The organism is Maritimibacter dapengensis (assembly GCF_019218265.1).
Taxonomy (GTDB): domain Bacteria; phylum Pseudomonadota; class Alphaproteobacteria; order Rhodobacterales; family Rhodobacteraceae; genus Maritimibacter; species Maritimibacter dapengensis.
This window is the reverse complement of record NZ_JAHUZE010000004.1, coordinates 68458-92325: the sequence shown is the minus strand read 5'-3', so window position 1 is coordinate 92325 and position 23868 is coordinate 68458. Positions and strand designations below refer to the sequence as shown.

General features: G+C 62.2%; 27 protein-coding genes. 17 read left to right on the top strand and 10 right to left on the bottom strand.

Translation table 11 applies throughout. From position 1 onward, the window contains the following. The first annotated feature begins 61 nt into the window (after positions 1-61). Entirely contained in the window at positions 62-1105 is a 1044-nt protein-coding gene (locus KJP28_RS15610) for a patatin-like phospholipase family protein (RefSeq protein ID WP_218393563.1), read from the top strand. A gap of 20 nt (positions 1106-1125) precedes the next feature. On the opposite strand, the gene pncA is transcribed toward KJP28_RS15610, so the two are convergent. Both pncA and KJP28_RS15600 read right to left on the bottom strand, forming a co-directional pair. Further along, positions 1126-1725 carry a bifunctional nicotinamidase/pyrazinamidase gene (pncA, locus tag KJP28_RS15605; RefSeq protein ID WP_218393562.1) on the bottom strand — a complete coding sequence of 200 codons (600 nt, stop codon included), beginning with the start codon at positions 1723-1725 and terminating at the stop codon, positions 1126-1128. Between the two features lie 9 nt (positions 1726-1734). Further along, on the bottom strand, positions 1735-3111 hold the full coding sequence (locus tag KJP28_RS15600; RefSeq protein ID WP_218393560.1) for a trypsin-like peptidase domain-containing protein: 1377 nt from the start codon (positions 3109-3111) through the stop codon (positions 1735-1737). Between the two features lie 145 nt (positions 3112-3256). On the opposite strand from KJP28_RS15600, the gene KJP28_RS15595 reads away from it, so the two are divergent. From KJP28_RS15595 to KJP28_RS15565, 7 genes are all read left to right on the top strand, one after another. Further along, positions 3257-3706, top strand: a complete 450-nt coding sequence (locus KJP28_RS15595) for a hypothetical protein (RefSeq protein WP_218393559.1) — start codon at positions 3257-3259, stop codon at positions 3704-3706. Positions 3707-3886: 180 nt separating this feature from the next. After that, positions 3887-4834 (top strand): oxygen-dependent tRNA uridine(34) hydroxylase TrhO, encoded by a 948-nt coding sequence (gene trhO / locus KJP28_RS15590; RefSeq protein WP_218394017.1) that lies wholly within the window; start codon positions 3887-3889, stop codon positions 4832-4834. Positions 4835-4907: 73 nt separating this feature from the next. Further along, entirely contained in the window at positions 4908-6005 is a 1098-nt protein-coding gene (locus KJP28_RS15585) for a polysaccharide biosynthesis/export family protein (protein WP_218393558.1), read from the top strand. Between the two features lie 56 nt (positions 6006-6061). After that, positions 6062-6505 carry a VOC family protein gene (locus tag KJP28_RS15580; protein ID WP_218393557.1) on the top strand — a complete coding sequence of 148 codons (444 nt, stop codon included), beginning with the start codon at positions 6062-6064 and terminating at the stop codon, positions 6503-6505. A 3-nt stretch (positions 6506-6508) separates the two neighbouring features. Further along, entirely contained in the window at positions 6509-7444 is a 936-nt protein-coding gene (locus KJP28_RS15575; protein ID WP_218393556.1) for a sulfotransferase family 2 domain-containing protein, read from the top strand. 111 nt (positions 7445-7555) lie between these two features. After that, entirely contained in the window at positions 7556-7822 is a 267-nt protein-coding gene (locus KJP28_RS15570) for a glycine zipper domain-containing protein (RefSeq protein WP_218393555.1), read from the top strand. 106 nt (positions 7823-7928) lie between these two features. After that, complete coding sequence (locus KJP28_RS15565) at positions 7929-9089, top strand: amidohydrolase (RefSeq protein WP_336245353.1); 1161 nt, start codon at positions 7929-7931, stop codon at positions 9087-9089. A gap of 51 nt (positions 9090-9140) precedes the next feature. On the opposite strand, the gene KJP28_RS15560 is transcribed toward KJP28_RS15565, so the two are convergent. The 4 genes from KJP28_RS15560 to KJP28_RS15545 are packed head-to-tail and all read right to left on the bottom strand — an operon-like array spanning position 9141 to position 11876. Then, on the bottom strand, positions 9141-9338 hold the full coding sequence (locus KJP28_RS15560; RefSeq protein ID WP_218393554.1) for a CsbD family protein: 198 nt from the start codon (positions 9336-9338) through the stop codon (positions 9141-9143). A 21-nt stretch (positions 9339-9359) separates the two neighbouring features. Further along, on the bottom strand, positions 9360-11147 hold the full coding sequence (locus KJP28_RS15555) for a sensor histidine kinase (RefSeq protein ID WP_218393553.1): 1788 nt from the start codon (positions 11145-11147) through the stop codon (positions 9360-9362). Then, positions 11147-11725 carry an RNA polymerase sigma factor gene (locus KJP28_RS15550; RefSeq protein ID WP_218393552.1) on the bottom strand — a complete coding sequence of 193 codons (579 nt, stop codon included), beginning with the start codon at positions 11723-11725 and terminating at the stop codon, positions 11147-11149. Before KJP28_RS15550 ends, KJP28_RS15555 begins: the two co-directional genes overlap by 1 nt. Further along, positions 11715-11876 carry a NepR family anti-sigma factor gene (locus KJP28_RS15545; RefSeq protein WP_218393551.1) on the bottom strand — a complete coding sequence of 54 codons (162 nt, stop codon included), beginning with the start codon at positions 11874-11876 and terminating at the stop codon, positions 11715-11717. The genes KJP28_RS15550 and KJP28_RS15545 overlap by 11 nt, the downstream gene beginning before the upstream one ends. Positions 11877-12003: 127 nt before the next feature. Between KJP28_RS15545 and KJP28_RS15540 the strand changes: the two genes are divergently transcribed. The 3 genes from KJP28_RS15540 (at position 12004) to KJP28_RS15530 (ending at position 17287) form a co-directional block, all read left to right on the top strand. Next, on the top strand, positions 12004-12816 hold the full coding sequence (locus tag KJP28_RS15540) for a response regulator (protein WP_218393550.1): 813 nt from the start codon (positions 12004-12006) through the stop codon (positions 12814-12816). A gap of 114 nt (positions 12817-12930) precedes the next feature. Continuing rightward, entirely contained in the window at positions 12931-15075 is a 2145-nt protein-coding gene (locus KJP28_RS15535; protein ID WP_218393549.1) for a hypothetical protein, read from the top strand. A gap of 115 nt (positions 15076-15190) precedes the next feature. Beyond that, on the top strand, positions 15191-17287 hold the full coding sequence (locus tag KJP28_RS15530; RefSeq protein WP_218393548.1) for an SGNH/GDSL hydrolase family protein: 2097 nt from the start codon (positions 15191-15193) through the stop codon (positions 17285-17287). Positions 17288-17357: 70 nt separating this feature from the next. Here KJP28_RS15530 and KJP28_RS15525 read toward each other — a convergent pair whose 3' ends face one another. Beyond that, the gene (locus KJP28_RS15525) at positions 17358-17528 is read right to left on the bottom strand and encodes a DUF1328 domain-containing protein (RefSeq protein ID WP_218393547.1); all 171 of its coding nucleotides are present in this window, start codon (positions 17526-17528) and stop codon (positions 17358-17360) included. Positions 17529-17702: 174 nt separating this feature from the next. Between KJP28_RS15525 and KJP28_RS15520 the strand changes: the two genes are divergently transcribed. Together KJP28_RS15520 and KJP28_RS15515 are read left to right on the top strand one after the other, a co-directional pair. Continuing rightward, positions 17703-18059 carry an ElaB/YgaM/YqjD family protein gene (locus tag KJP28_RS15520; RefSeq protein WP_218393546.1) on the top strand — a complete coding sequence of 119 codons (357 nt, stop codon included), beginning with the start codon at positions 17703-17705 and terminating at the stop codon, positions 18057-18059. A gap of 6 nt (positions 18060-18065) precedes the next feature. Further along, complete coding sequence (locus KJP28_RS15515) at positions 18066-18464, top strand: phage holin family protein (RefSeq protein ID WP_218393545.1); 399 nt, start codon at positions 18066-18068, stop codon at positions 18462-18464. Between the two features lie 64 nt (positions 18465-18528). Here the strand turns inward: KJP28_RS15515 and KJP28_RS15510 are convergent, their stop codons facing one another. Further along, entirely contained in the window at positions 18529-19002 is a 474-nt protein-coding gene (locus tag KJP28_RS15510) for a MarR family winged helix-turn-helix transcriptional regulator (RefSeq protein WP_218393544.1), read from the bottom strand. Positions 19003-19252: 250 nt separating this feature from the next. Here KJP28_RS15510 and ectA point away from each other — a divergent pair, with 250 nt between their 5' ends. The 4 genes from ectA to KJP28_RS15490 are packed head-to-tail and all read left to right on the top strand — an operon-like array spanning position 19253 to position 22967. Beyond that, complete coding sequence (ectA, locus tag KJP28_RS15505) at positions 19253-19786, top strand: diaminobutyrate acetyltransferase (RefSeq protein WP_418887938.1); 534 nt, start codon at positions 19253-19255, stop codon at positions 19784-19786. 49 nt (positions 19787-19835) lie between these two features. Further along, a complete protein-coding gene (ectB, locus tag KJP28_RS15500) occupies positions 19836-21137 on the top strand; it encodes a diaminobutyrate--2-oxoglutarate transaminase (protein ID WP_218393542.1) in 1302 nt (433 codons plus the stop codon). 4 nt (positions 21138-21141) lie between these two features. Then, on the top strand, positions 21142-21534 hold the full coding sequence (locus KJP28_RS15495) for an ectoine synthase (protein WP_218393540.1): 393 nt from the start codon (positions 21142-21144) through the stop codon (positions 21532-21534). Between the two features lie 2 nt (positions 21535-21536). Next, positions 21537-22967, top strand: a complete 1431-nt coding sequence (locus KJP28_RS15490; RefSeq protein WP_218393539.1) for an aspartate kinase — start codon at positions 21537-21539, stop codon at positions 22965-22967. 109 nt (positions 22968-23076) lie between these two features. Here the strand turns inward: KJP28_RS15490 and KJP28_RS15485 are convergent, their stop codons facing one another. Next, positions 23077-23520, bottom strand: a complete 444-nt coding sequence (locus KJP28_RS15485; protein WP_218393538.1) for an SRPBCC family protein — start codon at positions 23518-23520, stop codon at positions 23077-23079. After that, positions 23517-23837, bottom strand: a complete 321-nt coding sequence (locus tag KJP28_RS15480) for an ArsR/SmtB family transcription factor (protein WP_218393537.1) — start codon at positions 23835-23837, stop codon at positions 23517-23519. Before KJP28_RS15480 ends, KJP28_RS15485 begins: the two co-directional genes overlap by 4 nt. Positions 23838-23868 lie beyond the last annotated feature (31 nt).

Here is a 23868-nt window from a genome sequence, read left to right as displayed (position 1 = left end):
GCCTCCACGCCATTAGAATCGTCGTATGCTGCGGTGCAGCGTAACTGGTTATGGGTGGATCATGGACGGAGCGACACAGACGAAAACGGCCATCGGCGTCGCGCTTCAGGGCGGCGGTGCGCATGGGGCGTTCACATGGGGCGTGCTGGACGAGCTTTTGTCGGACCACACACTGTCGATCACCGCGCTTTCGGGCGCGAGCGCCGGGGCGATGAACGCGGCGGTCGCGGCGACCGGGCTCGTCGAGGGCGGGCCGGAAGGCGCGCGCGCGGCGCTGGCGGCGTTCTGGCGCGCGGTCAATCGCGAGGCCAAGCGGCTTGCCCCCTATATCTCGCTGATGGACGAGACACCGAATTTCACCGCCGCCACCACCGCCTGGATGAACCTGTTTCAGCTTGGCCACGTCTCGATCACGCCGCACCCGGCCAATGGGCGGCCTGCGCAGGTGCTGCTCGAAGGCGTGGTGGAGGAACATGTAGACCTGCGAGCGCTGCGCTCACCAAACGCACCACGCTTGTTCATCTCGGCCACGCAGGTGCGCACCGGGCAGGCGCGGATTTTCACCAACGAGGATCTGTCGATCGAAGCGATCGTTGCCTCGGCCTGTCTGCCGATGGCGTTTCCCGCGGTCATCATCGACGGCGAGGAATATTGGGACGGGGGCTATTCGGCGAACCCGCCCATCGTGCCCCTCGTACTGGAGGCCGGGCATGACGACGTCGTGCTCGTCACCGTCAACCCGATCCAGCGTGAGAAGGTGCCGGAAAGCCCGGCGCGTATTCCAGACAGGCTTTCGGAAATGGCGTTCAACCAGACGCTCGTGAAAGACATGCGCTCGATTGCGTTGCTCAAGGCCGAACTCGACGGCCGCCCGCCGGTCTGCGGCGTTCCGTTCATCGAGGCGATTTCCAACCTGCGGCTACATGAAATCCAGAACGAGGATGCGATGCGCAGTTTCTCGTCCAAATCCAAGATGTTCCCGTCGTGGGAGCTTCTGAGCGACCTGCACGAGTTGGGGACCGAGACGGCCAAACATTGGATGCGACGTCATCGGCCGAATGTCGGGGTGACGGGAACCGCCGATTTCGAGGATCGCTACCTGTAACGCATGGTGCGCGCGTCGGTTCAGGTGCCGATCACCGCGATGCCTTCTGCACGCATGTCCGCAAGCGCCGTTGCGAGCGTGCCGTCGAGGTCGATGGCGCGGCAGAGATCGGCACGAACGGCGGTTTCGAACCCCAGGCGGACGGCATCCAGGGCGGACCATGCGACGCAGTAATCGGTCGCCAGGCCCACGAGGGTGAGCCGGGTCGCGCCGCGTGCGCGCAGGTAGCCTTCGAGCCCGGTCGGTGTTTCGTGGTCATTTTCGAAAAACGCCGAATAGCTGTCGATTTCGGGCCGAAAGCCTTTGCGCAGGATCAAATCGGCGGGTTCGGTGTGCAGGTCCTCGTGAAACGCCGCCCCGTCGCTGCCCTGAATGCAATGGTCAGGCCACAGGACTTGTGGGCCGTAATCCATTTCGACCATTTCAAAGGGTTCGTGTCCGGGCTGGGTCGATGCGAAGGAGCTGTGTCCGGCCGGGTGCCAGTCTTGTGTGAAGACCCGGATCGGAACGTCGCGCAGGAGCCGGTTGATTCCCGGCACGATCTCGTCCCCGCCCTCGACGGCGAGCGCCCCGCCGGGGCAGAAATCGTTTTGCACGTCGATGACGATCAGAGCGTCCATACTGTTCGCCTATCCGTTGAAACGGGCTGTGACCCGGCGATTGCCGCGCATGAAGTCGACACGCCACCAGCCGGACTGACCGCGCACCACGTTTTCGAGATCGTCGGGCGTCGTGACAGAGATTCGATTGACGGAAAGCAGGATATCGCCGCGCTGGAACCCTGCATTGGCGGCGCGGCCCTGCGCGTCGACGATGACGACACCGCGCAGGTCGGCGGGCGCGCGCAGGGAATTGGCGATTTCCGGGGTAAGTGCTGTCACGGTCATCCCCTGAAACGGGCCGTCGATGGTGATCGTGTCCAGATCGGGCTCCAGACCTTCGGGTTGCGGGACGATAGAGACACGCGCCCCACCCCAACCGTCCGCCGAGAGGTACCGGACCGAGACGGTTTCGCCCATCGGGAAGGTCGCGAGGCGGAAATCCAGTTCGGCGGCGGCGTTGACGGGTTGATCCTCGATCGCTACCAGCACGTCACCGGTCGTCAGCCCGGCGGCGGCGAAGGGGCTGTTCTCGTGCAGCCGGCGGATGATGACGCCCATCGGGCGGTCGAGGCCCAGCGCTTCTGCCATCGTCGCGTCGACCTGCTGCACTTCGAGGCCGGACCATGGGCGCTCGAAACGATCATTCCCGGCGGCGGCCTGCGCGACGACCTGTTTCACGAGGTTCGCGGGAATGGCGAAGCCGATGCCGTTGGAGCCGCCCGATCGCGTGACGATCTGCGTGTTGATGCCAAGGAGCTTGCCGGACATATCCACCAGCGCCCCGCCGGAGTTGCCCGGATTGATCGGCGCGTCGGTCTGGATGAAATAGCGCCCGCCGCCCATCAGCGCGGCACCCCCCTGCCCGGTGCGCGCCAGCCCCGAAACGATGCCGGAAGAGACCGTCTGCCCCACGCCAAAGGGGTTGCCGATGGCCAGAACGAGGTCGCCGACCTCGATCGCGTCGCTGTCTGCCAGATCGAGGGCCGGAAGCGGCGGGGCGTTTTCGAGCCGCAGCACGGCGAGATCGGCAGGTTCATCCGCCAGGACCAGCGTGGCCGCGTATTCGCGCCTGTCCGCGAGCACGACGCGAATGTCGGTCGCATTGCCGACAACGTGATAGTTGGACACCACCATGCCGTCACCGACGATCACACCCGATCCAAGCGAGTTCTGCACCGAAGGCGGCAGGTCGAAGTCCCCGAAGAACTGCGAGAAGAACGGATCGTCCGCGAAGGGGAGCCGGCGCTCGACCACGCGGGTGGCATAGATGTTCACGACGGCCGGGGCCGCGCGTTTCGCGACCGGCGCGAAGGAAAGCTGCATCTGCGCGGCGCTGTCGGGGACCTGGGCCGCGAGGGGTGCGGCGGTCAAAGTCAGTATGGCGAGGGCGAGCACTTTGATCATCGAAACCTCCAGTCGTTAATAGTTGTGGCAACCGCCTTCACGAAATCAAGCAATTGATCCGGTGCAGCCAAAATGCCGCCGCGTTTGCAGCCGAGGTTCCGGGTATCCCGGCGGGCCTGCCGACCCGCGATATCAGGACACAGACATGAAAACCGAAACGTATGGCTACACGCGCCCTGCGGCGCGACCCTCGCGCTTGCGCGGTTCGGGCGAGGCAATTGCCTTTGGTGCAGGGGTCGCGGCGTTGGCCGGGGCGGTCGGCGTCATCGGGGCCGGGCTGCTTGGGGCGCTGGCTGCTGCCGGATGGTATCTGGGGCGTCGCGGGCACTTTGGGATTGCGCGAGGGCACGGCGAAATACGGCTCGACCTGCAGGGGATTGTCGTGCCGACCGGCCGCGAGGCGTTGAGGCTCAGCTACAAGGGGATTTCGGATATCGAAGCCTCCCGGCGCGACGGGGACCGTCACCTTGTGATCAGGCACATGGACGGGACGATCCGCATTTCCGCGTCGACGCTCGTAAACGACACGGATTTCGACCGACTTTGGGCGTCGCTCGAACGCCGGGTCGGGCTGCATCGCGGGTATCGTTACTGAGGCACGGTGTTTTCCTACCGGGATTCTAGAATTCTAGAATCCCGGAATCATTTTTATGATATTTTCCTTATGGTTACAGGCAGGTTCGGTGCAACCTTCACGGTCCAGTAATCTTTGCGGCCCGTCCGGCGCCGATAACCCGCTCTTGATCGCTTATCCGTCGGCGCGTAAATGCCCGCCATGTTCACTGTCTGCGCCCTCTATCACTTCACGCGTTTCGATGACCCCGCCGCGATCCGTGGTCCGCTGCTCGACCTGTGTTTGCGCGAGGGGATCACCGGCTCACTGCTCTTGGCGCAGGAAGGGATCAACGGGACGGTGGCGGGGCGACGCGAAGCGATCCGGGTGCTCATCGCCCATATCGACGCTTTGCCGGGCTGCAAGGGCTTCGATTACAAGCTGTCGGAGGCACGCGAACAGCCGTTCGGGCGGATGAAGGTGCGGCTCAAGCGCGAGATCGTCACAATGGGGCAGCCTGACGTGGACCCGCGCGCGGGCACCGGACATTACGTCGCGCCCAAGGATTGGAATGCGCTTATCAGTGCGCCGGATGTCGCGGTGATCGACACGCGCAACGATTACGAGGTCGCCATCGGCACGTTCGAAGGTGCGGTGGACCCGGAAACCACCAGTTTTCGTGAGTTTCCGGATTGGTGGGCGGCGAACAAGGAGCGGTTTCACAACAAGCGGATCGCCATGTTCTGCACCGGCGGAATCCGCTGTGAGAAATCGACGAATTTCCTGCTCCAGCAGGGGATCGACGAGGTTTATCACCTCAAGGGCGGGATCCTGAAATACCTCGAGGAGGTGCCCGAAGCGGAGAGCCTGTGGTCGGGCGAATGCTTCGTGTTCGACGGGCGGGTGAGTGTCGGCCACGGGTTGCGCGAAGGACCGCACGACCTGTGCCATGCCTGCCGCCGTCCGATCCTGCCGGAGGACCGCGACCGCTCTGAGTTCGAGGAAGGCGTGTCCTGTCACCACTGCATCACCGAATACGACGCCGCGCGGCGCGAGCGGTTTCGCGAGCGGCAGCGTCAGATTGCCCTGTCCAAAGCGCGGGGGGAGCGGCATCTGGGGCCGCGCGGGGATGGCCCGAAAACCACAGTGAAAAACGAGCACGGCGAATAATCGCTTCCCTGCGCTTGCACAGCCCCCCTGAATCGGCGAAACCAACCAGACTGCCACACGGGGGATCAACGACTTGCGCCGCATCGCGATTGCACTCATGGCCTGTGCCGCCCTCGGGGCTTGCAGCCTGCCGCGCGGCGCCCCCCTGCGCTCGGAAATCGTCACCACAAACGCCGAGAAGAATGCCGGCATCCAGGTCGTCGAGATCACCCGCGCCAACATGCCGACCATCTCGCGCTGGCCGGCCACCGGGCCGTCGAAAGGTTACCGCTGGCTACAAGCGACGGGCGGTCCGCAATCGGCGGTGATCCGTCCGGGCGATCAGGTCTCGCTCGATATCTGGGACAGTGACCCGAATTCGCTTCTGACCGCGCCGAACCAGAAGGTCGCGCAGATGCAGAACATCACCGTCAGCTCGGCGGGCGAGGTGTTCGTGCCTTATGTCGGCAATGTCGTCATCAACGGCCAGACGCCCGACCAGGCGCGCGAAGAGATTCAGCAGGAGATCGAGCGCATTTCACCCAACGCGCAGGTGCAGCTCAGCTTTCAGCCGGGGGCGAACAACGCGGTCGACCTGGTCAGTGGGATGCGCAACCCCGGCCCGCTTACGCTGTCGGGCCGCAATGTCACGATCCTGACCGCGCTGGCACAGGGGGGCGGCGTCGCGCCGAACCTGCGCAACCCGCTGGTTCGCGTGATCCGGGGTGGCCAGACCTATGCGATCAATGCCGACGAGCTTTTCTCCAACGCCGCCTATAACATCGTGCTGCGCGGCGGGGACAAGATTTTCGTGGAAGAGGACAAGCGTTTCTTCACGGCGCTCGGCGCGACGGGCGTGGAAGCGCCGGTCTATTTCGAGCGTGAGACGCTCACGGCCATCGAAGCCGTCGCGCGGCTGCGCGGGCTGATCGACCAGCGCGCCGACCCGACCGGCATTCTGATCCTGCGGGATTATCCGGCCTCGGCCGTCACCCGCGACGGAAAACATGGGCCGACCGACAGCCAGGTGATCTTCATCATGGACATCACGACGGCGGACGGATTGTTCGCGGCTCGGAGTTTCAAGGTTCAGCCCGGCGACACCGTCATGGCGACGGAAAGCCCCGCCATTGCGCTTCAGACCCTTCTCGGGATCGCGAATGGCGCGGCTCTCTTGCAGAACCGACTTTGATCTTGGGATGAATGGCGCGCGTAACGCATGACGCCGCAGTCAGACAGGAGACCGAAATGCGCTATGTCCACACGATGATCCGCGTCACCGATCTCGATGAAAGCATCGACTTCTGGGTGAACAAGGTCGGGATGGTCGAAATTCGCCGCCGGGACGTGCCAGAGGGCAAGTTCACGCTCGTCTTCCTCGCGGCCCCGAAGGACGAGGCCACCTCGCGTGAGACGATGTCGCCAGAACTTGAGCTGACCTACAACTGGGACAGCGACGAGGACTATCGGACCGGGAGAAGCTGGGGCCACCTCGCCTACCGCGTCGATGACATTTATGTCTTCTGCCAGAAGCTCATGGATGCCGGGATCACCATCAACCGCCCCCCGCGCGATGGGCGCATGGCGTTTTTCAAGAGCCCCGACAACATCTCGGTCGAGTTGATCCAGGAGGGCGACGCGCTTCCGGTTCAGGAACCCTGGGCGTCGATGGAAAGCACCGGAGACTGGTAAGGCGTGTCGCGACTTGACCGAATTCTGAAACGTCTTGGCAAGCGGGACGTCCGACCGGTGCGTCCGGGTGAAAGGACACCGCAGCCCAAGCCGGACGCGCTGGTGGAGAACCAGCCCGAAGCGCTTCGGCTGGCGACGGACGCCGCGATGAACGCGCTTCCCGAAACGTTGGTGACATCAATTCTCACGCGGTTCGATCCTGAGCGCGTGAAGCCGGGTCGGTGGAAGCAGGACGCCGAGATCACGATCTTCGTGCATATTCCGAAGACAGCCGGAAGCGCGATTTTTCACACGCTTAACGGGGCCTATGACCTGACGCGGAGCCTTAGGTACGGTCAGGTGAAGCAGGATCTGGATATAGCCTGGGAGGAGGCGAAAGCGGCTCAGGCGCAAAGCGACACGCCGTTGCGCCAAGTGCTGATCGGTCACGCCAACTGGAACCAGTTCAAGCATCTCATGCGTGGCGCGGGGCGTCCGATGCTCATCACCGTCATCCGCAACCCTGCGGATCGGCTGGTGTCGCAATACGCGTATAATTCTTCCGAAGCCCATCCCAAGCACCAAAACTTTCGAAGGGAATTTCCGACCTTCGAGGCCTTTCTGGACTCGGTTCCGCCGAACAGTCAGCTCAATCAACTCGTCGGGCGCACGGGCGGTATCGAACGGCAACTCGAACGACTGGCGAAGCGGTATCGGTTCGTCGGTGTGACCGAGCATTTCTCGGCCTCGCTCGACCATCTCGCGGTGAGCCACGGGTTCCCCGAGGTCACGGAGTACGTCGCGAATGTCGGAAAAACGGCGAAGCGGGGTGCGAGCCTGACACCTGAGATGCGCACGGCGATCTGTGAGCGGCATATGGGCGACTGGATTCTCTATACGCTGCTCGAGCCCGCGATGGCGCGGCATCGCGCACGGCTGGCGCGCGTCCGCGATACGTGAACGCGGCAAATGCGTGGGCAGGCGACCTTCCGCCAAGATTCTGATTTTTAGGAACCATTTCGCTCGCAGCCGCGTTACCCTCGGGATGTGAATTGATTCGAGGAGACAGACATGAAGACCCCTATTCTTGCTCTTGCCGCCGCTGCAGTGCTGGCGCTGGCCGGTTGCGAAACCCAGAACCAGACTCAGGCCACGGCGGTCGGTGCCGCTACGGGCGCCGCGATCGGCGGGCTGACGACCGGATCGCTTGGCGGTGCCGTGATCGGCGGCGCAACGGGCGCTGCGGCCGGCAACCTGATCGGTCGTGCGGCGGATGCGCAAGGTCAGTGCATCTACCAGCGTCCGAACGGCACGCGCTACCGCGCAGCTTGCCCGTAAAAGGCAACGAACCCATTGAAGGCCCCGCCACATTTGGCGGGGCTTTTTTGTTAGCTGCTCGCATCATGTCGTCAAAGCGGTATTGTTGGCGCAGGCACATGGGAGAGTGAAGATCGATACGCCGAAGCTGACGAACCGGGACATTGCGGACCTGACCGAGTGGCGCCGCGTTTTGCATGCCGCGCCAAACCTTTCGGGCGACGAGGCCGAAACGGCGCGTCGCGTGGTCTCGATGCTGGGCGCGGCAGGGCCGGACCAGATCATCGGCGGGCTGGGGGGGCATGGCGTCGCGGCGGTGTTCGAGGGCGCGGGGGATGGACCCAAGGTGATGATCCGCTGCGAGCTGGACGGTCTGCCGATCGAGGACAAGGCCGAGGTCGCGCATCGCTCGACGGTGGAGGGGCGCGGGCATCTTTGTGGCCACGACGGACATATGGCGATCTGCGCTGGCGTCGCACGGCTCTTGGCGCGGGAGCGGCCGGCGAGCGGGCGCGTCGTGCTTCTGTTCCAGCCGGCTGAAGAGGATGGTTCGGGGGCCGCGCGGGTTCTGGCGGATCCGCAGTTCGCGGCTTTGCGCCCGGACTATGCGTTCGCACTGCACAATTTGCCTGGGCTCGCGCTTGGTGCGGCGGCGGTGGCGGAAGGTCCGATGGCCTGTGCGTCGCGCGGGTTGCGAATCGTGCTGGGTGGCCGGACGGCCCATGCCTCGCAGCCGGAGACCGGGCATTCGCCGGTGCCCGCAATTGCGCGGCTGATCGACGGATTGGCGGGGATGGGCGCGGGCGACTGGCCGCAGGCGCGGGATTTCGCGCGGGTCACGGTGACGCATGTGCGCGCGGGGGAGCCGGCTTTCGGCATCGCGCCGGGACATGGCGAGGTCTGGATCACCCTGCGCACCCAGCGCGATGAGCGGATGCAGGCGCTTGTCGCGGAGGTCGAGGAGGTCATTCGCGGGTGTGCCGATGGCCTTGCCGTCGAGATCACGCATCACGACGTATTCCGCCATTCCACCAATGACGCGGATGCGACCCGCATTCTGGCCCGTGCGATCGAAACGGAAGGGCTTGTGCAGGCCGATATCCCATTGCCGATGCGGTGGTCGGAAGATTTCGGCTTGTTCGGCGACGTCGCCAGGTCGGCGATGTTCCTGCTGGGGTCGGGCGAGGACTGCCCGCCGCTTCACGATGGGTATTACGATTTTCCCGATGATCTGATCCCGCTGGGATCACGGGTCTTTTTCCGAGCGATCAAGTCGATCCTGGGTTAGCAAAAGTAATGCCTGCCCGGATTGCTCCGGACAGGCGCGGGTCATGTCGGATCAGGCTTCTGCTAGCCAGTCGTCTACGGCGCGTTTCGCTTCTTCACGCGACTTGCCGTAGCGTTCCTGGATCTTGCCTTCGAGCTTTTCACGCTCGCCGTTCACTTCGTCGAGGTCATCGTTCGTCAGCTCGCCCCAGCGGGACTGAGCTTCGCCTTTGACTTGCTTCCATTGGCCTTGAATTTGATCCCAGTTCATCGTGATACCTCCTTTCAAGGTTCACGATGATAACGCTCGATCCCGTCTCGGCGTTCCCGAGGAAACGGGAATTACGTGGTCGGACGGCACGATATTGTCGTCGAAGCCCTGGATCGGGAAATCAATGATGACTGTGTAATGTGTGTCGGTCTCTTCGCGGTGGACTGCCGCCTCCATCTGGCTCGAGAATGCGCGGACCAGTTGCTCACCGAGCCCAGTGCTGTCTTCGACCTGCGGCACGGGTTCCGGCGGAAGGGTGTTGCAGACCTTGACCTGTCCATGCCCCGAGCCTTCTTCGCAATTCAACGACACTTCGAGGCGGGCTTTTTTCTCTCCTTCGAGCGGGCCGATATGCTTGAGCGCATTGGTTATCAACTCGGACACGGCGAGCGACAGGGGAACGGCCTGATCGGGGTAAACCTCGCAATCGTCGAAGCGGGTTTCGAGGTCCAGCTCCTCTTCGCCCTGAGACGCCGCCGCCACGATCTGGCCGGTGATCGCATCGAGGAGTTCGCCTGCGCGCACCCGTTCGGCGGTGGAGGTCTCATAGAGGTTCTGGTGCACGCGAGCGATGGACATGACGCGCTGCTGCACATTGGAAAGCGCCAGTTTGACCGCCGGCGACTTTGCTTTGCGCATCTTCATGCCGACGAGCGACACGATGAGCTGAAGGTTGTTTTTGACCCTGTGGTGCACTTCCTTCAACAACACCGTGCGCTGGTGGATCGTGTCGTAGAGCTCGGCTTCGTCGTGAAGGATGTTCTCGGCCAGGCGCATCCAGGTCTCTTCCATGTCCCGGATTTCCGTCGGGATCGAGGGATCGTTGTTCGGCTCGACAAGTCGCCGGGACCGCATGAACTGCAGCATCCGGGCGCGCAGATTGCGGGTCGGCTTGATGACCATGCGCTGCACCGCGAAAAAGGCGACCAGAAGGCTGACGACCCACATGAGAAGCGGGAACAGGAGCGACGAGCCGATCCCGAGACCGCCGAACATGGGCCCGCGCCTGTATTCCCAAGATCCGAGTGCGAAGACCTGACCGGGCACGATCGGGCTGAGCGCGAACAGGCGCTCCTCACCCGAGGCCACGCGCGCAACGAATGTCGCCTCTTCGCCCGACACGAGCGCAGACAGCGAGCGGTTCGACGGCAGGAACCGTTCCTCCCTGTCGCCATTCGCAGTGGACGTAAGAACCTCGCCTTCCGCATTGAACGTGATCAGCTCGAGCGGGCGTTCCCGCCCGACAGTGCCCGGCGTCGGGCGGTTGAGCTGCCGATGCGGGAGCGAGGCCGTGACATAGCCGTCGTACGCCCCGTCGGAAATGACGGGGAGCGACACGATCACGACCGCCGTTTTGGAAATCGCCCCCATCGCGTTGAACTTCACGCGCGGGCCTGGGTTCTCGACGAATTCCTTGTGCAGCGGTCGATCCGACAGGTCGGAGCCTTGGTCTGCCGACGCACACAGAAGCGTTCCGTCGTTTGCGACATAGCCGAGAAACGAAAGCTCAGGGCTGTCGCGCAGGATGTTCTGCAGCGGCTCTTCGCATTCGAACCCGGTTGACCGCAGCACGGGGATCATCCCGACAAAGGCCTTCGCCACGCCCGTGGCCGATCGAACCGCGGCTTCCTGCTCGGCCGCTGCCTCGGAGGTGAGTGCAAGAAGACCATCGCGCAACTCGCGGTCAGCCTTGTTCAAAAGCTGGTAGGTCGTCACCACGGATATGAGGCCGACAGGCAGCAGTGCCAGTGCGAGAAGACCTGCAATCCGAAACGTCAGCGACCGACGCAATTCCTTCAGTCGCGCCATCAACCCGTGTTTTTCCTCACCGGCATACCGCCCGACACGACCGCCATCGTGGCCTGGTCCGTCAGTTCGATATTCTCGTTGTCGTTCAGATCGAGAAGTTCAGCGAGGCGTGCGCGGCCCCGGTTGATGCGGCTCTTGATCGTACCGATGGCAACGCCGCAGGTTTCTGCCGCTTCTTCGTAGGACATGCCGGAGGCCCCGACCAGAATCAGCGCTTCGCGTTGCTCGACAGGGAGTTCCACGAAGACCTTTTCGAAGTCCGCCATCGCGAGACGCCCGTCATGGTGCGGCTTTTCCGACAGCGTTTCGGCCATGACGCCATCGACGTCTTCGACTTCGCGCTTTTTCTTGCGAAGGTCGGAATAGAACGTGTTGCGGAGAATGGTGAAGAGCCAGGCGCGGAGGTTCGTTCCTTCCTGAAACTTGTCGAAATTCTTCCAAGCCTTGACGATCGTATCCTGAACAAGGTCGTCGGCTGCGGCCGAGTTCCGGGTCAAAGACGCAGCAAATGCGCGCATCGCCGGGAGATGCTCCACGACCTCTTCGCGCGGGTCGCGAGCGCTGGCATCATTTGCCATATGCCGACCCCTTTTCGTCCGCTTCTTTCAGCTTCGCCAGTAGGTCCGTGAATCTATCGGGCACCTCCTCTTCAAGGTGGCGCTGATAAACCTTACGCAGGTTATCGTCGATCTGTTGTTCCAGTCGACCTTTGTCTTTGTCGTCATTCATGCCGGCTCGGTCCCGTTTCGCCTCGAATTTCTCAAACTTTTTTTCCCTCACCGGGAACATAACCCCGATTGGCGGGTTCGGTTCCAAGGAAAACGCAAAAAATATCGGACGCAGTGGGAAAATTGGGATGAACGACACGAACACCGAGTATCTTTCGGTAAAGATAGCTTCAATGCTGCCTTACTTGCGGCGTTACGCGAGGGCGCTCACAGGCAGTCAAACATCGGGCGACACATATGCCGCAGCAACGCTAGAGGCATTGCTCGAGGACCGATCGGTTTTCGAGATGGGACTTTCCTCGGACAAAGTGGCGCTGTTTCGCGCATTTCACCAGATCTGGGCGAGTTCGGGCGCCCCTGTCGAGTTGGACGAGGACGGCATTCATGCCCGTGCCCAGCGCCACCTCGCAAGGCTGACCACGAACACCCGCGAAGCGTTGCTTCTGCACACGGTCGAGGAGTTCTCGGTCGACGAAATCTCGGAAATCATGGAGACCGACACCAGCGAGATCGAGCATCTCGTGCGGGTGGCGCGCAAGGAAATGGAGGACAGCGTGAAGGGCCGTATCCTCGTCATCGAAGACGAAGCGATCATCGCGATGGATCTTCAGGATATCGTGGCCGACATGGGCCATGCGATCACCGGGGTCGCGCGCACCGAGCGCGGAGCGATCGATCTTGCGGGCAAGGAAAAGCCCGACCTGATCCTGTCGGACATCCAACTCGCCGACAATTCGAGCGGGATCGACGCGGTGAACGCAATTCTGAAGGCTTCGGGCGACATTCCGGTGATTTTCATCACCGCTTTCCCTGAACGGCTCCTGACCGGCGAGCGCCCGGAACCGGCCTTCGTCATCACCAAACCCTATTCGGAAGAACAGGTGCGCTCTGCGGTGTCGCAGGCCATGTTCTTCTCATCGACGGAGACGTTGAACGCCTGATTCGGGCAAAACATCTTTAGGTGCGAAACGCGGTTCCCGGTGCCCGGGGGCCGCGTTTTTTCTTGTGGGTTTTGACGAAATTGCGTTTGCGGGTAGGCTGACGGCGGACCCTCGATGAAATTGGAGCTGCGTATGCCGTTTCGACCGATGCTCGTCGCCCTGTGTCTATTGCCTCTTTTCGCCAGTCCGCTTCGTGCGCAAGGCATTGGAATCGAATGGGAAATCGTCAATCGGTTCGCCCCGTTTCAGGCGCTGAGCACGACCCGCGACGGGGGGAACGTGGGCGACAGGGGGATGGCGGTCGGGCTGTTCGAGACCTACGGGATGGCAGACGGAGAGACCGTGGGGGAGTGGCACGCGCGGTTCATCGCGGATCATGGCCGCATGACGTCGCCTTATGAGGCGTTCCTGCGCGCGCCCCTGGGCGAATTGCATTGGGACCCGGACAAGGCCGAGCACCGCGCGGAGCTTTTGAAGTTCGTCAAAGAAGAAGACGGCGACGACACCTATATCTATGCGCGGGTCTGGGCGGTGGACGAGGACGGCGAGCGGCTGACCACCGGGCAGTGCGACTGGAACGTCACCTTTGCGCCTTGGCCCTGCGCCGAGGAGGTGCCGATCAAGATGCAGCTGCGGGGCGCGACACTGCGTGTCACGCGCGGGGCGACGGAAGCGGTGGACTACCTCGAGCCCGAACACCTTGTCATCGTGGGGATCGGCGACAGCTATGCGACTGGCGAGGGAAACCCGGACGTTCCGGCGCGGTGGAAGACGTCGGACACGCAATCAGCGGCGGATCAGGGCGTGAAATGGTTCACGCGGTTTTGGAATTATCACACCCTGCCCGACCGGCGGTGGATCGACGACCGGTGTCACCGCAGCTTCTTCTCGCATCAGAGCCTGACGGCGTTGAAACTCGCCTCGGACGATCCGCACCGGTTCGTCACCTTCCTCCATTATGCCTGCACGGGTGCGGAGATCTTCGACGGGATGATCGCGCCGCAATACCAGAGTTGGGAGGAAGAAGAGCGTCGGTATGTCCCCTATGCGCAGGTCAATGCGGCTGTGCGGGAGTTGTGCACGGGGCCGCTTCGTCTGCGACCGAATTCGGCTGGCTTCGCGAACCGGGAGTATCATCCCGTCACGCAGACCGAGTTGCGGAACATCACGAATTATTACGAGTTCCATCGCCGCCCGCAGGCGAAGACGACGCTTTATCGCGACACACGCTTGCGCCCGGACGATCCTTTTGACCGGAACGTGTTGCGCGGCGTACGCGGCTATTACGGCAATGCCTATCCCTGGTCCGGGCTGATGGATTGCCCGCTGGCGCGGCTTCGGGTGCCGGATTACCTGTTCCTTTCGGCGGGCGGGAACGACATCGGGTTTGCGGATATCGTGCGGTACTTCCTGCTTCCGGCAGACGGGCTGTCGGACCTCGAGGCCACGCTCGCCTATCCCGACGTCTGCCCCGGCGTGCCCTATCAGAATTCGGACGAATACAGCTCGATCCGGCGGCATTGCCTGCGTTCGGCCGGTGGTATCTGGCCCAATGCGTCCGACCTCATTCAGGGGCGTTACGTCGGCGGCGCCACACCGTTTGTCGGGGGGATGGACCAGCGGTACACGCTTTTCTTCAACGTGCTCCAAAGGCGGTTGCGTGTCGCGCCGGGGCAGATCGTGATGACGCAATACCCGGACCCTTTGCGCACCGAAGCCCCGACCAGCGATGCCTGCGACCCGTTGACCGAGGTCGAGCGCGCGGCGGTGTTCGGTGCGCCTGCGGATGTGGTGGACGCCCTCAGCCCGTGGGAAGGTGTGCGCACGGCGATCCCGTCTCTCATCGGGCGGAACTGGCCGCTCAACCTGACACAGGAAGAAGCGCAGAACGTGCTGGGGCAATTCGACGACTTGCGGGCCGTTCTGGCCGAAACCGCGACCGCGCGCGGGGTCGATATGGTGTGCGATACGCGCGATGCGTTCGTCGGATACGGTTGGTGGCAGGGAGAGCACCTGAACTTCCCCAATGCGGTCTTGAAGGGCGCGCCGGAATGGTGGAACGCGCGGGACTGGGACCCGTTTCCACATATCGGACCGGGACAGGGTCGCGCGATCCGCACGGCGAATGACAGCGTGATGGTCCAGCCGCACCACAAAACGGCGTTGACCGCGCCGGTGCATCCGAACCTGACAGGGCATGGGCTGATTGCCGATATCGTCTTCGACCATCTGAGCGCATCGGACGGGCCGCCCAACTAACGCAAATGTGCGTGCCAATTCGCCTGCCTGCCTGTCGCGGGATATTGAGTGGGACGAGGGAAAGGGCTAGCGTCCGGCCAAAGAACAGGCACCCTTCTCTACCGAGGTTCATCCCATGCAGGTCCGTGTCGCCACTTTCGTGGCCGCCTTGTTCGCCACCCTCATATCCGGCTCGGCGCTTCATGCGCAGGGCATCGAAATACGATGGGAAATCACCAATCGTTTCGCGCCTTTCGAGGCCCTCGGCGATGCGGTGACGGCGGATCAATTATTCGATCAATACCGGGTCCGCCCGCAGGACGGGGGACTCGAGGGCTGGCACGCGCGTCTCGACAGGACGATCGTCGGCGGCATGACGTCTCCTTATGCGCCGTGGCTCGAACGCGGTGATCGGCTGCATTGGGACCCGAGCCGGGCACAACATACCGATGCGCTCCTGAAATACGTCCGCGACGAGGATGCGCAGACTGTGCGCGTGAAACTGGGCGTCGCGGCGGACGATCCGTCGAAGCTTGCCGGCAAGGAGTGCTGGTGGAGCTTCCGCAACGGTCCGACGCCCTGCGATCTGCCGGTCGCGGTTCAGATCCCGCTGACCGGAAGCACCGAAGTCGCGGTCATCGTCGGGGACGAGGTGGTGAAGGCCAGCATGGAACCCGAGCACGTGGTGATCGTGGGAATGGGCGATAGCTACGGGTCCGGCGAGGGCAACCCGGATGTGCCGGCGCAGTGGAAAGGGATCACGCTGGGCAGCCACGAATGGCTTTCAAGCGCCTCGTTCCGCCAGCCGCTTCCGGCGCGCAAATGGGTCGATGACAGGTGTCATCGCAGTTTTTTCTCGTTCCAGAGCCTCGCCGCGCTAGAGGTCGCATCGAAGGATCCGCATCGCTTCGTGACGTTCCTGCATTACGCCTGTTCGGGGGCCGAGGTGTTCGACGGGCTTCTCGCGCCGCAAAATTCCGGGTTTCCCGACGCGCCCTTCGTGCCGTTGAGCCAGGTCAACGCGGCCGTGCGTGAGCTGTGCCGCACGGGCGTCGAACGTCGGAGCGACCTGCCGCGCGGGCAGTATGCCGACATCACCGCGACCGAGTTGGGCGGGATCGACATCACCGCGTTCGAGCGGCGCCCCTACCCGGCCGCGGAGAACCGGTTCCCCACGGAGCTCGTCAAGAACGACGCGCTCGATCGCTACATGCGCCAGTTCCGGGGCGAAAACGGAACCGATGAGCCGAGCGTCGGCATGATGTCATGCCCGGAAGGGAGTTTGCGCAAGCCGGATCTCCTCATGCTGTCGATCGGTGGCAACGACATCGGGTTTGCGGACCTCGTGAAATACGCGCTTTTGCCGGGGGAATACGATTCATCGCTGATCGCGTTCTTCACGCTGCCGTCGGTATGCCCGCCTGCCGAATACCGAGCCGATCCGGGATTGTTCCCGACGGTGGCGCAGCATTGCCTGCGTCATGACATGAACGACCGGCCACATGCCGCCGACCTGATCTATGGTCGCAATGGTGGCGGGGGGATCGGAGAGCGGCTGACGCTGCTGTACAATGTTCTGCAATACCGGCTGGAGTTGTCCCCGGAAGATATCGTGCAAACGCAATACCCGGACCCGCTTCGGGTCGTGCCGACACGCGAGGACGCTTGCGGGCCGATCGACGTGGACCGCGCCGTTGTGTTCGGGACGCCGGCGGGCGAAGATCCGGCGTCGGCCTGGGAAGGTCTCAAGATCGGTGCGCCGCTGAATATCGCGCGTAACTGGTCGTTCGATTTCACGCCGGAGGAAGGCTATCGCACGCTGGCGGTGTTCGACATGCTGCGGGTGGAGTTGGCAAAAGCGGCCAAGCGGAACGGAATTTCCGTTGTCTGCGAGACGCGGGATGCCTTCGTGGGGCATGGCTGGTGGCAGGGTCTGCACACCAATTTGCCCAACGCCGGCCCGCCCGAAAAGCAATGGGATGCCGATCTGTGGGCGCCCTATGCCTATGATCCCGGCGACCGCGCGATCCGCACCGGCAACGACAGTGCGATGACACAGCCCGACCCGCACAGCGCGATCACGGGGGCGGTCCATCCGAACCTCACGGGTCACAGGATGCTTGCGGAACGGCTTGCGGCGCGCGTCGATGCCGAATTGCGGGAGCGCAAGGCGTTCAACGCGGATCGCATCGGGAATTTTCTGGAAGGTATCGGGGACGCGATACGCCAGTGACGCGGCCATGAAAAAGGGGCGCCGCGAGGTACGTTGGCGCCCCTTTCTCTTTTTCTGTATCTTCGTCTCGTCAGACGCTGCGGCCACGCACGAAGTGCACGATCAGTCCGATCACGAACAGTGCGAGGAAGATGAAGAACAGGATCTGAGCGATCCCGGCCGAAGCAGATGCGATACCGCCGAAGCCGAAAACGGCCGCGACGATCGCGATGACGAGGAATGTGAGTGCCCAACCAAGCATGGGTCAACCTCCTTTTCCGGTTTCAAACATGCGCCACTGTGACGCTTCCATTGAGATGAAAACCGCCGGTGAGTGAGAAAAGTTCCGCCAAAAGAATCGTTTGGCGGATGGAACCGGCGGATGGGTCACACGTTGGAATTCCTGAATGGACAGACGTCAAACAGGAGTTTTTCAATGGCTACCGCCGCACAGAAATCCACGTCCAACGGCTCGAGCACGTCCGCCGCGACCGAAAAGTCGATGAAGGACCTCGAAACGGAACTTGCCGTTCTTCGCTCGGACATCTCGGAAATCACAAGTACGATCCGGGACCTTGGCCGGTCGGGCGTATCCGACCTCAACAACCGCGCACGCGCGACCGCGAGTGAACTGAAAGCACGAGGCGCAGCGCAGGCGCGGCGCGCCGGTGACAATGCCGCTGCGGCCTATTCTTCCGCCGAAGACACGGTTCGCCAGAATCCTGCCGCTTCGGTCGGTATCGCTGCCGGCGTCGGTTTCGTTGTCGGACTGTTCCTCGCACGCCGGCACTGACATCAGATGCTTGCAGCACTTGAATACCGCGCAAGATTGGCCGTTCGCCGCACCATGTTCGGTGTGGTGAGCGGCCTCCTGTTGTTCGTCGGCATCGCATTTCTGGCCGTCGCAGGCTGGATCGTGCTTTCCGAATTCATGGAAACCCTTCATGTTGCGTTGGTCTTTGCAGGGGTCTTCATCGGGCTCGGGCTGATCTGCCTGGCGATGACCCGGACGCAGCGGGCCAAGATCACGATGGCACCAAGCGTGAATGCGCCGGCTTCGACCGCTGCGCCTGCCGCGGGCATGGCTGCTGTCGGTGGTCTGAGCGCCGCTTTCGTGCAGGGCATCACCGCCGGGATGGCGGCGGGACGGGGTCGGCCGATCAATGGCCATGATTCCGACGAACACACGCACCATTAATCCCTTTCCGATAACCGCAGAGGCCCGCGATATCGCGGGCCTTTTTCATGTCCGGGTTACGCTGTCAGTGACGTTTGATGTCGCCTGTGGTCAGGACAGGCGAGGCGTCGATATCGCCTGCGTCCAGCATCGCGGCGACCCGTTCGAGCGTCGCGATGATCTGGGCCTGTTCCCAGTCGTCGAGGTTTTCGAACCGTCGCGCGTAAACCTGTTGCAGCGCATCCGGGGCGCTGTCGAGCGCGGCGCGCCCTGCTTCGGTAAGGGTTACGTTGGTCTGGCGGCGATCCCGTTCTGAGCGTTCGCGTGACACGAGCCCGGCCTTGACCAGCTTATCGGTCAGGGTGGTGATCGTCGCCTGGCTCACGCCCATGCGGCTTGCTATGGCCGTGGGCGTTTCCCATCCCTTCTCACCGACGATCTGAAGCGCACGGAACTGAGCCGCCGTCAGGCCGGCGGCCTGGGCGAGCTCTTTGCCGTAAAGCTCGGTCGCGCGCATGATCCTGCGGAGCGCGATGAGGCTATCGTCGATGCGACTCAAGAGATCTCCTTCCGACCCCTGTTTTGCCATGCTGATGAGGTTTGACGCAATCATGTTACTTAGATAGGCAAACCATTTGGTAAGTAAAGGACCAAAGGCGCCATTTTTCAAAGGATTATTGGGTACATTACGCCAAAAACCGCAGAAAATCGCGAATCCTGGCGATATTTTCCTTTGGGACTTGAAACAAATTCCTTGCCCCATTAGTTAGGTTCTCGAAGGAACTTGGAGAAAACCTATGCCGAAAGACATGAGTAAAGAACAAGAACGCCCCCGAACTAAGGGGCTCCATCTGCGGAAACCCATTTCCGAGGATGGGGCTGCCATCTGGGAGCTGATCCGCGAGTGCAAGCCGCTCGACGAGAACTCCATGTATTGCAACCTGTTGCAGTGCGACCATTTCAGCGACACCTCCGTGGTGGCGGAACTCGACGGCGAGATCGTCGGGTGGATTTCCGGCTACATCGTGCCGAACGAAGAAGCTCTCTTCGTGTGGCAGGTTGCCGTAAGCGCCCGCGCGCGGGGTCTTGGTCTGGGCGGCAAAATGCTCGACCATCTCATCGAACGCGAAGAATGCGGCGATGTGAGTGCGCTGAAAACCACCATCACCGAGGACAACGACGCCTCGTGGGGGCTGTTCAAAAGCTTTGCCCGCCGTCAGGGTGGCGAGCTGACCGATGAAGCCCATTACACCGAGGAAGACCACTTCGGCGGCCGTCACGACACCGAGCATATGGTGACAATCGACCTGCCGGAAGAAGAGGACATGGCATCGGCCGCGTGATCCGCGGCCAGACGCCCCTCGATACACACGAATCCCAAAGGAATACGTTATGACGACCGAACACACTTCGGCGATCAACCCAATTTTTGCTCGCCGCGAATCCGAAGCCCGCTCCTACTGCCGTGGGTTCCCCACCACCTTCACGAAGGCGCAGGGATCCATCATGACCGGCGACAACGGGGTGGATTACATCGACTTTCTGGCTGGCTGTTCTTCGCTGAACTACGGCCATAACGACCCGGACATGAAAGAGGCGCTGGTGGAACACATCACCGCCGACGGCATCGCTCACGGGCTCGACATGTACACCGATGAAAAGGCGCGCTTCCTCGAAGCCTTCGAGAAGATCGTGCTCAAGCCGCGTGGCATGGAGAACTACAAGGTGATGATGACCGGCCCGACCGGCACCAACGCCGTCGAAGCGGCGATGAAGCTCGCCCGCAAGATTACGGGCCGCCGCAACATCATCTCGTTCACCAACGGTTTCCATGGCATGACCATGGGCTCGCTGTCGCTGACCGGTAATGCCGGCAAGCGTGGCGGTGCCGGTGGCGGCAACCTGGGTGACGTGACCCACCTGCCCTATGAAGGCAGCCTGGGTGACGTGGATACGCTCGCGCTGATCGAAGCCATGCTGAACAATTCGTCTTCGGGCATCGACGCGCCTGCCGCGTTCATTTTTGAGCCGGTGCAGGGTGAAGGCGGGCTGAATGCCGCGTCCAAGGAATGGGTCGAGGGTATTGCACGCCTCGCGAAAGAGCATGGCGCCATGCTGATCGTCGACGACATTCAGGCGGGTATTGGCCGGACCGGGACGTATTTCTCGACCGAAGCCATGGATATCGAGCCGGACATGATCACGCAGGCGAAATCGCTGTCGGGCTTCGGCCTGCCCTTCGCCGCGCTGCTCATCAAGCAAGAGCATGACGTGTGGAAGCCGGCCGAGCACAACGGCACGTTCCGAGGCAACACCCATGCCTTCGTAACCGCGCGTGTCGCGCTGGATAAGTTCTGGGCCGACAATGCCGCGTTCGAGAAAGCGATCGCGGAGAAAGCCGACATCCTGGAGGCGGGCCTGACCAAGATCGCGGATCTCGTGGATGGCGCTTACCTCAAGGGTCGCGGTTTCATGCGCGGTGTCAATGTGGGCACCGGCGACCTTGCCGAAGATATTTGTGCGCGCGCTTTCGAGAAAGGTCTTATCATCGAGACCTCGGGGGCCGATGACGAAGTGGTCAAGGTGCTTGCCGCGCTTACCATTCCGAACGAGGTGCTGGAGCGTGGACTCGACATCCTGCTCGATGCGACCCGCGACGCCCTCGCCGACAACCAAACGCTTGCTGCGGAGTGACATCATGATCGTACGTGACTTCAACAAACTGAAAAACACCGACAAGAGCGTGTCTGACGCTCGCTGGAACTCGGTGCGGATGCTTCTGGCCGAAGACGGAATGGGGTTCTCGTTCCACATCACCACGCTGGAGGCCGGGTCGGAACATACGTTCCACTACAAGCACCATTTCGAGAGCGTCTACTGCATCTCGGGCAAGGGCTCGATCACCGATCTCGCAACCGGCGAGACGCATGAGATCAAGCCCGGCGTGATGTATGCGCTGAACGACCACGACCACCACACGCTGCGCTCGGAAGAAGAGCTTGTCATGGCGTGCTGCTTCAACCCGCCGATCACCGGCAACGAAGTGCACCGCGAAGACGGCTCCTATGCGCCGGCGGAGGAGAATGCCTGACCATGGCACATGGAAATCATACTGTTGAAAAGATCGGCGGCACGTCGATGAGCCGGGTGAACGAGCTGCGCGATACGCTGCTCATCGCAGGCGACGACCCCTATAACCGGATGTTCGTCGTCTCGGCCTTCGGTGGCATCACCAACCTGCTGCTGGAACACAAGAAGTCGGGGAAACAGGGTGTCTATGCGCTCTTTGCCGACAGCGAAGAGGACGATCATAGCTGGATGGCCGCGCTCAAACGCGTGCAGGACGCGATGATCGAGGCGCACACCGGTATCCTGGAGCACCCCGGCGACGTGTCGGACGCGACGGATTTCGTGCGCGACCGGATCGAAGGGGCTCGGAGTTTCCTGATCGACCTTGGTCGGCTCTGTTCCTACGGCCACTTCCGGCTGAACGAGCACATGTCGATGGTGCGTGAGCTTCTCTCCGGTCTCGGCGAGGCGCATTCCGCCTTCGTCACCGCGCTCATGCTTAAGCGTGCAGGCGTGTCGGCCCGGTTCGTGGATCTGTCCGGTTGGCGCGACGAGGGCGATTGTTCGCTCGACGAGCGTGTGAAGCAAGGGCTGTCGGATATTGATGTGAGCCAGGAGCTTCCCATCATCACCGGCTATGCCCAGTGCAAGGAAGGGCTGATGAACGAATACGATCGCGGCTATTCCGAGGTGACGTTCGCCCGCATCGCGGCGCTGACGCACGCCAAGGAGGCGATCATTCACAAGGAGTTCCACCTGTCCTCCGCCGACCCAAACCTTGTCGGAGAAGAGAATACGCGCAAGCTGGGCCACACGAACTACGACGTGGCCGATCAGTTGTCGAACCTCGGGATGGAGGCGATCCACCCGTCGGCGGCCAAGATGCTGCGACAGGCGGACGTGCCGCTGCGCGTGACCAACGCGTTCGAGCCGGACGATCCCGGCACGCTGATAGACGACAGCCGGGGCGATACGCCGGGCGTCGAGATCATCACCGCGCTGGATGTCATCTCGGTCGAGGTGTTCGAACAGGACATGGTGGGCGTGAAGGGTTACGACACCGCGATCCTCGACGCGATGAAGCGTCACAAGGTCTGGATCGTGTCGAAGACGTCGAACGCGAACACCATCACGCATTACGTCAAAGGCAGCCTGAAATCGGTGCGCCGCGTGGAGCGTGACATCGCCGAACAATTCCCCGGTGCCGAGATCGAAGTGCGCACGCAGTCGATCGTTTCGGCCATCGGACGCGATCTGCGCAAGCAGAGCGTTCTGGGCCGGGGTCTTGCCGCGCTGGACGAAGCCGGACTGGACGTGATCGCCGCCCACGCGACGCCGCGCAATGTGGACGTGCAATTCCTGATGCCACGCGATGAAGCCGACAAGGCCATCGCGGTGCTGCACAAGGCCTTCGTCGAGAAAGAAGAAAAGGCCGGTTTTAGGGAGGCAGCCTGATATTCCAAGTTCTTCACAGTCAGGCTGATGCTGGCGGGCTCGCAGAAATGCGGGCCCGTTCTTTTGTCGTTCAATGCAGTCTGCGGGCCATTCAAAAGTGCCGTCTAGCTCATCCTTCGCGATCCAATAACGCTGTTAGATTGGCGAGCGTTCGGACGGTTCCGTCCGCAATCCCCATCTTTGCGAAATGTTCGAACTGCTGTTGAGTTTGGCAGGTGAACGACACGTCCATGACAGAGCCATGGCCATCCGGCGCGATCTTGACCAGACCCTTGGCCCCCATGGCGTCAAAGCCCAGCAAGGTCGGGCGATCAATTCCTGTATACACCCCTCGGAATTCATGTTCCTCGTTCTGGTGAACGAAGCGAAACGCGCCGCCGATGTGCAGGTCGATCTCGCATCGGGCGAGCGGTCTGCCGGACGGGTCCCACCACTTCGATATTTTCGCCGGATCAGTCCATGCGTTGAAAACGCGATCAGGCGAAGCATTCATCTTGCGCTGAAAAACGTAGCGAAGGTCATTGGCAATGGTGGCGTAATCTGCGTGGGTCATTGTAAATCCTCCCCGTCATCCAGAAAGTCCCCCAATCTATCAAGACGTGCGTCCCAAAGGCTGCGGAACGCATTGAGCCAGAGATCGACTTGCTGAAGGTTGTTCGCCACCAGTTTCCGCGGCCTGGTCTGGCCTTGGACGGTCGTCTCTATGAGTCCCGCTTTTTCGAGAACCTTGAGGTGTTTTGAAATGGCCGGCTGGCTCAGGCTATGCGCCTCGGACAATTCCGAGACGTTGGCCGGGCCGCCGGCAAGTTGTGAGACAAGGGCAAGCCGGGTTGGGTCGGCGAGTGCCGCGAACGTTTGAACGAGTGACATTGGATACCTCCTGCGGAGATATATATCCTAT

Coding starts and splice junctions, on each gene's coding strand:
- KJP28_RS15595 (WP_218393559.1), top strand. CDS start 3,257: ATGAAAACCGAAACGTATGGCTACACGCGCCCTGCGGCGCGACCCTCG.
- KJP28_RS15550 (WP_218393552.1), bottom strand. CDS start 11,725: ATGGCAAATGATGCCAGCGCTCGCGACCCGCGCGAAGAGGTCGTGGAG.
- KJP28_RS15485 (WP_218393538.1), bottom strand. CDS start 23,520: ATGACCCACGCAGATTACGCCACCATTGCCAATGACCTTCGCTACGTT.
- KJP28_RS15555 (WP_218393553.1), bottom strand. CDS start 11,147: ATGGCGCGACTGAAGGAATTGCGTCGGTCGCTGACGTTTCGGATTGCA.
- KJP28_RS15560 (WP_218393554.1), bottom strand. CDS start 9,338: ATGAACTGGGATCAAATTCAAGGCCAATGGAAGCAAGTCAAAGGCGAA.
- KJP28_RS15495 (WP_218393540.1), top strand. CDS start 21,142: ATGATCGTACGTGACTTCAACAAACTGAAAAACACCGACAAGAGCGTG.
- KJP28_RS15540 (WP_218393550.1), top strand. CDS start 12,004: ATGAACGACACGAACACCGAGTATCTTTCGGTAAAGATAGCTTCAATG.
- KJP28_RS15480 (WP_218393537.1), bottom strand. CDS start 23,837: ATGTCACTCGTTCAAACGTTCGCGGCACTCGCCGACCCAACCCGGCTT.
- KJP28_RS15580 (WP_218393557.1), top strand. CDS start 6,062: ATGCGCTATGTCCACACGATGATCCGCGTCACCGATCTCGATGAAAGC.
- KJP28_RS15530 (WP_218393548.1), top strand. CDS start 15,191: ATGCAGGTCCGTGTCGCCACTTTCGTGGCCGCCTTGTTCGCCACCCTC.
- KJP28_RS15520 (WP_218393546.1), top strand. CDS start 17,703: ATGGCTACCGCCGCACAGAAATCCACGTCCAACGGCTCGAGCACGTCC.
- ectA (WP_418887938.1), top strand. CDS start 19,253: ATGAGTAAAGAACAAGAACGCCCCCGAACTAAGGGGCTCCATCTGCGG.
- trhO (WP_218394017.1), top strand. CDS start 3,887: ATGTTCACTGTCTGCGCCCTCTATCACTTCACGCGTTTCGATGACCCC.
- KJP28_RS15610 (WP_218393563.1), top strand. CDS start 62: ATGGACGGAGCGACACAGACGAAAACGGCCATCGGCGTCGCGCTTCAG.
- KJP28_RS15515 (WP_218393545.1), top strand. CDS start 18,066: ATGCTTGCAGCACTTGAATACCGCGCAAGATTGGCCGTTCGCCGCACC.
- KJP28_RS15600 (WP_218393560.1), bottom strand. CDS start 3,111: ATGATCAAAGTGCTCGCCCTCGCCATACTGACTTTGACCGCCGCACCC.
- ectB (WP_218393542.1), top strand. CDS start 19,836: ATGACGACCGAACACACTTCGGCGATCAACCCAATTTTTGCTCGCCGC.
- KJP28_RS15490 (WP_218393539.1), top strand. CDS start 21,537: ATGGCACATGGAAATCATACTGTTGAAAAGATCGGCGGCACGTCGATG.
- KJP28_RS15545 (WP_218393551.1), bottom strand. CDS start 11,876: ATGAATGACGACAAAGACAAAGGTCGACTGGAACAACAGATCGACGAT.
- KJP28_RS15535 (WP_218393549.1), top strand. CDS start 12,931: ATGAAATTGGAGCTGCGTATGCCGTTTCGACCGATGCTCGTCGCCCTG.
- KJP28_RS15570 (WP_218393555.1), top strand. CDS start 7,556: ATGAAGACCCCTATTCTTGCTCTTGCCGCCGCTGCAGTGCTGGCGCTG.
- KJP28_RS15525 (WP_218393547.1), bottom strand. CDS start 17,528: ATGCTTGGTTGGGCACTCACATTCCTCGTCATCGCGATCGTCGCGGCC.
- pncA (WP_218393562.1), bottom strand. CDS start 1,725: ATGGACGCTCTGATCGTCATCGACGTGCAAAACGATTTCTGCCCCGGC.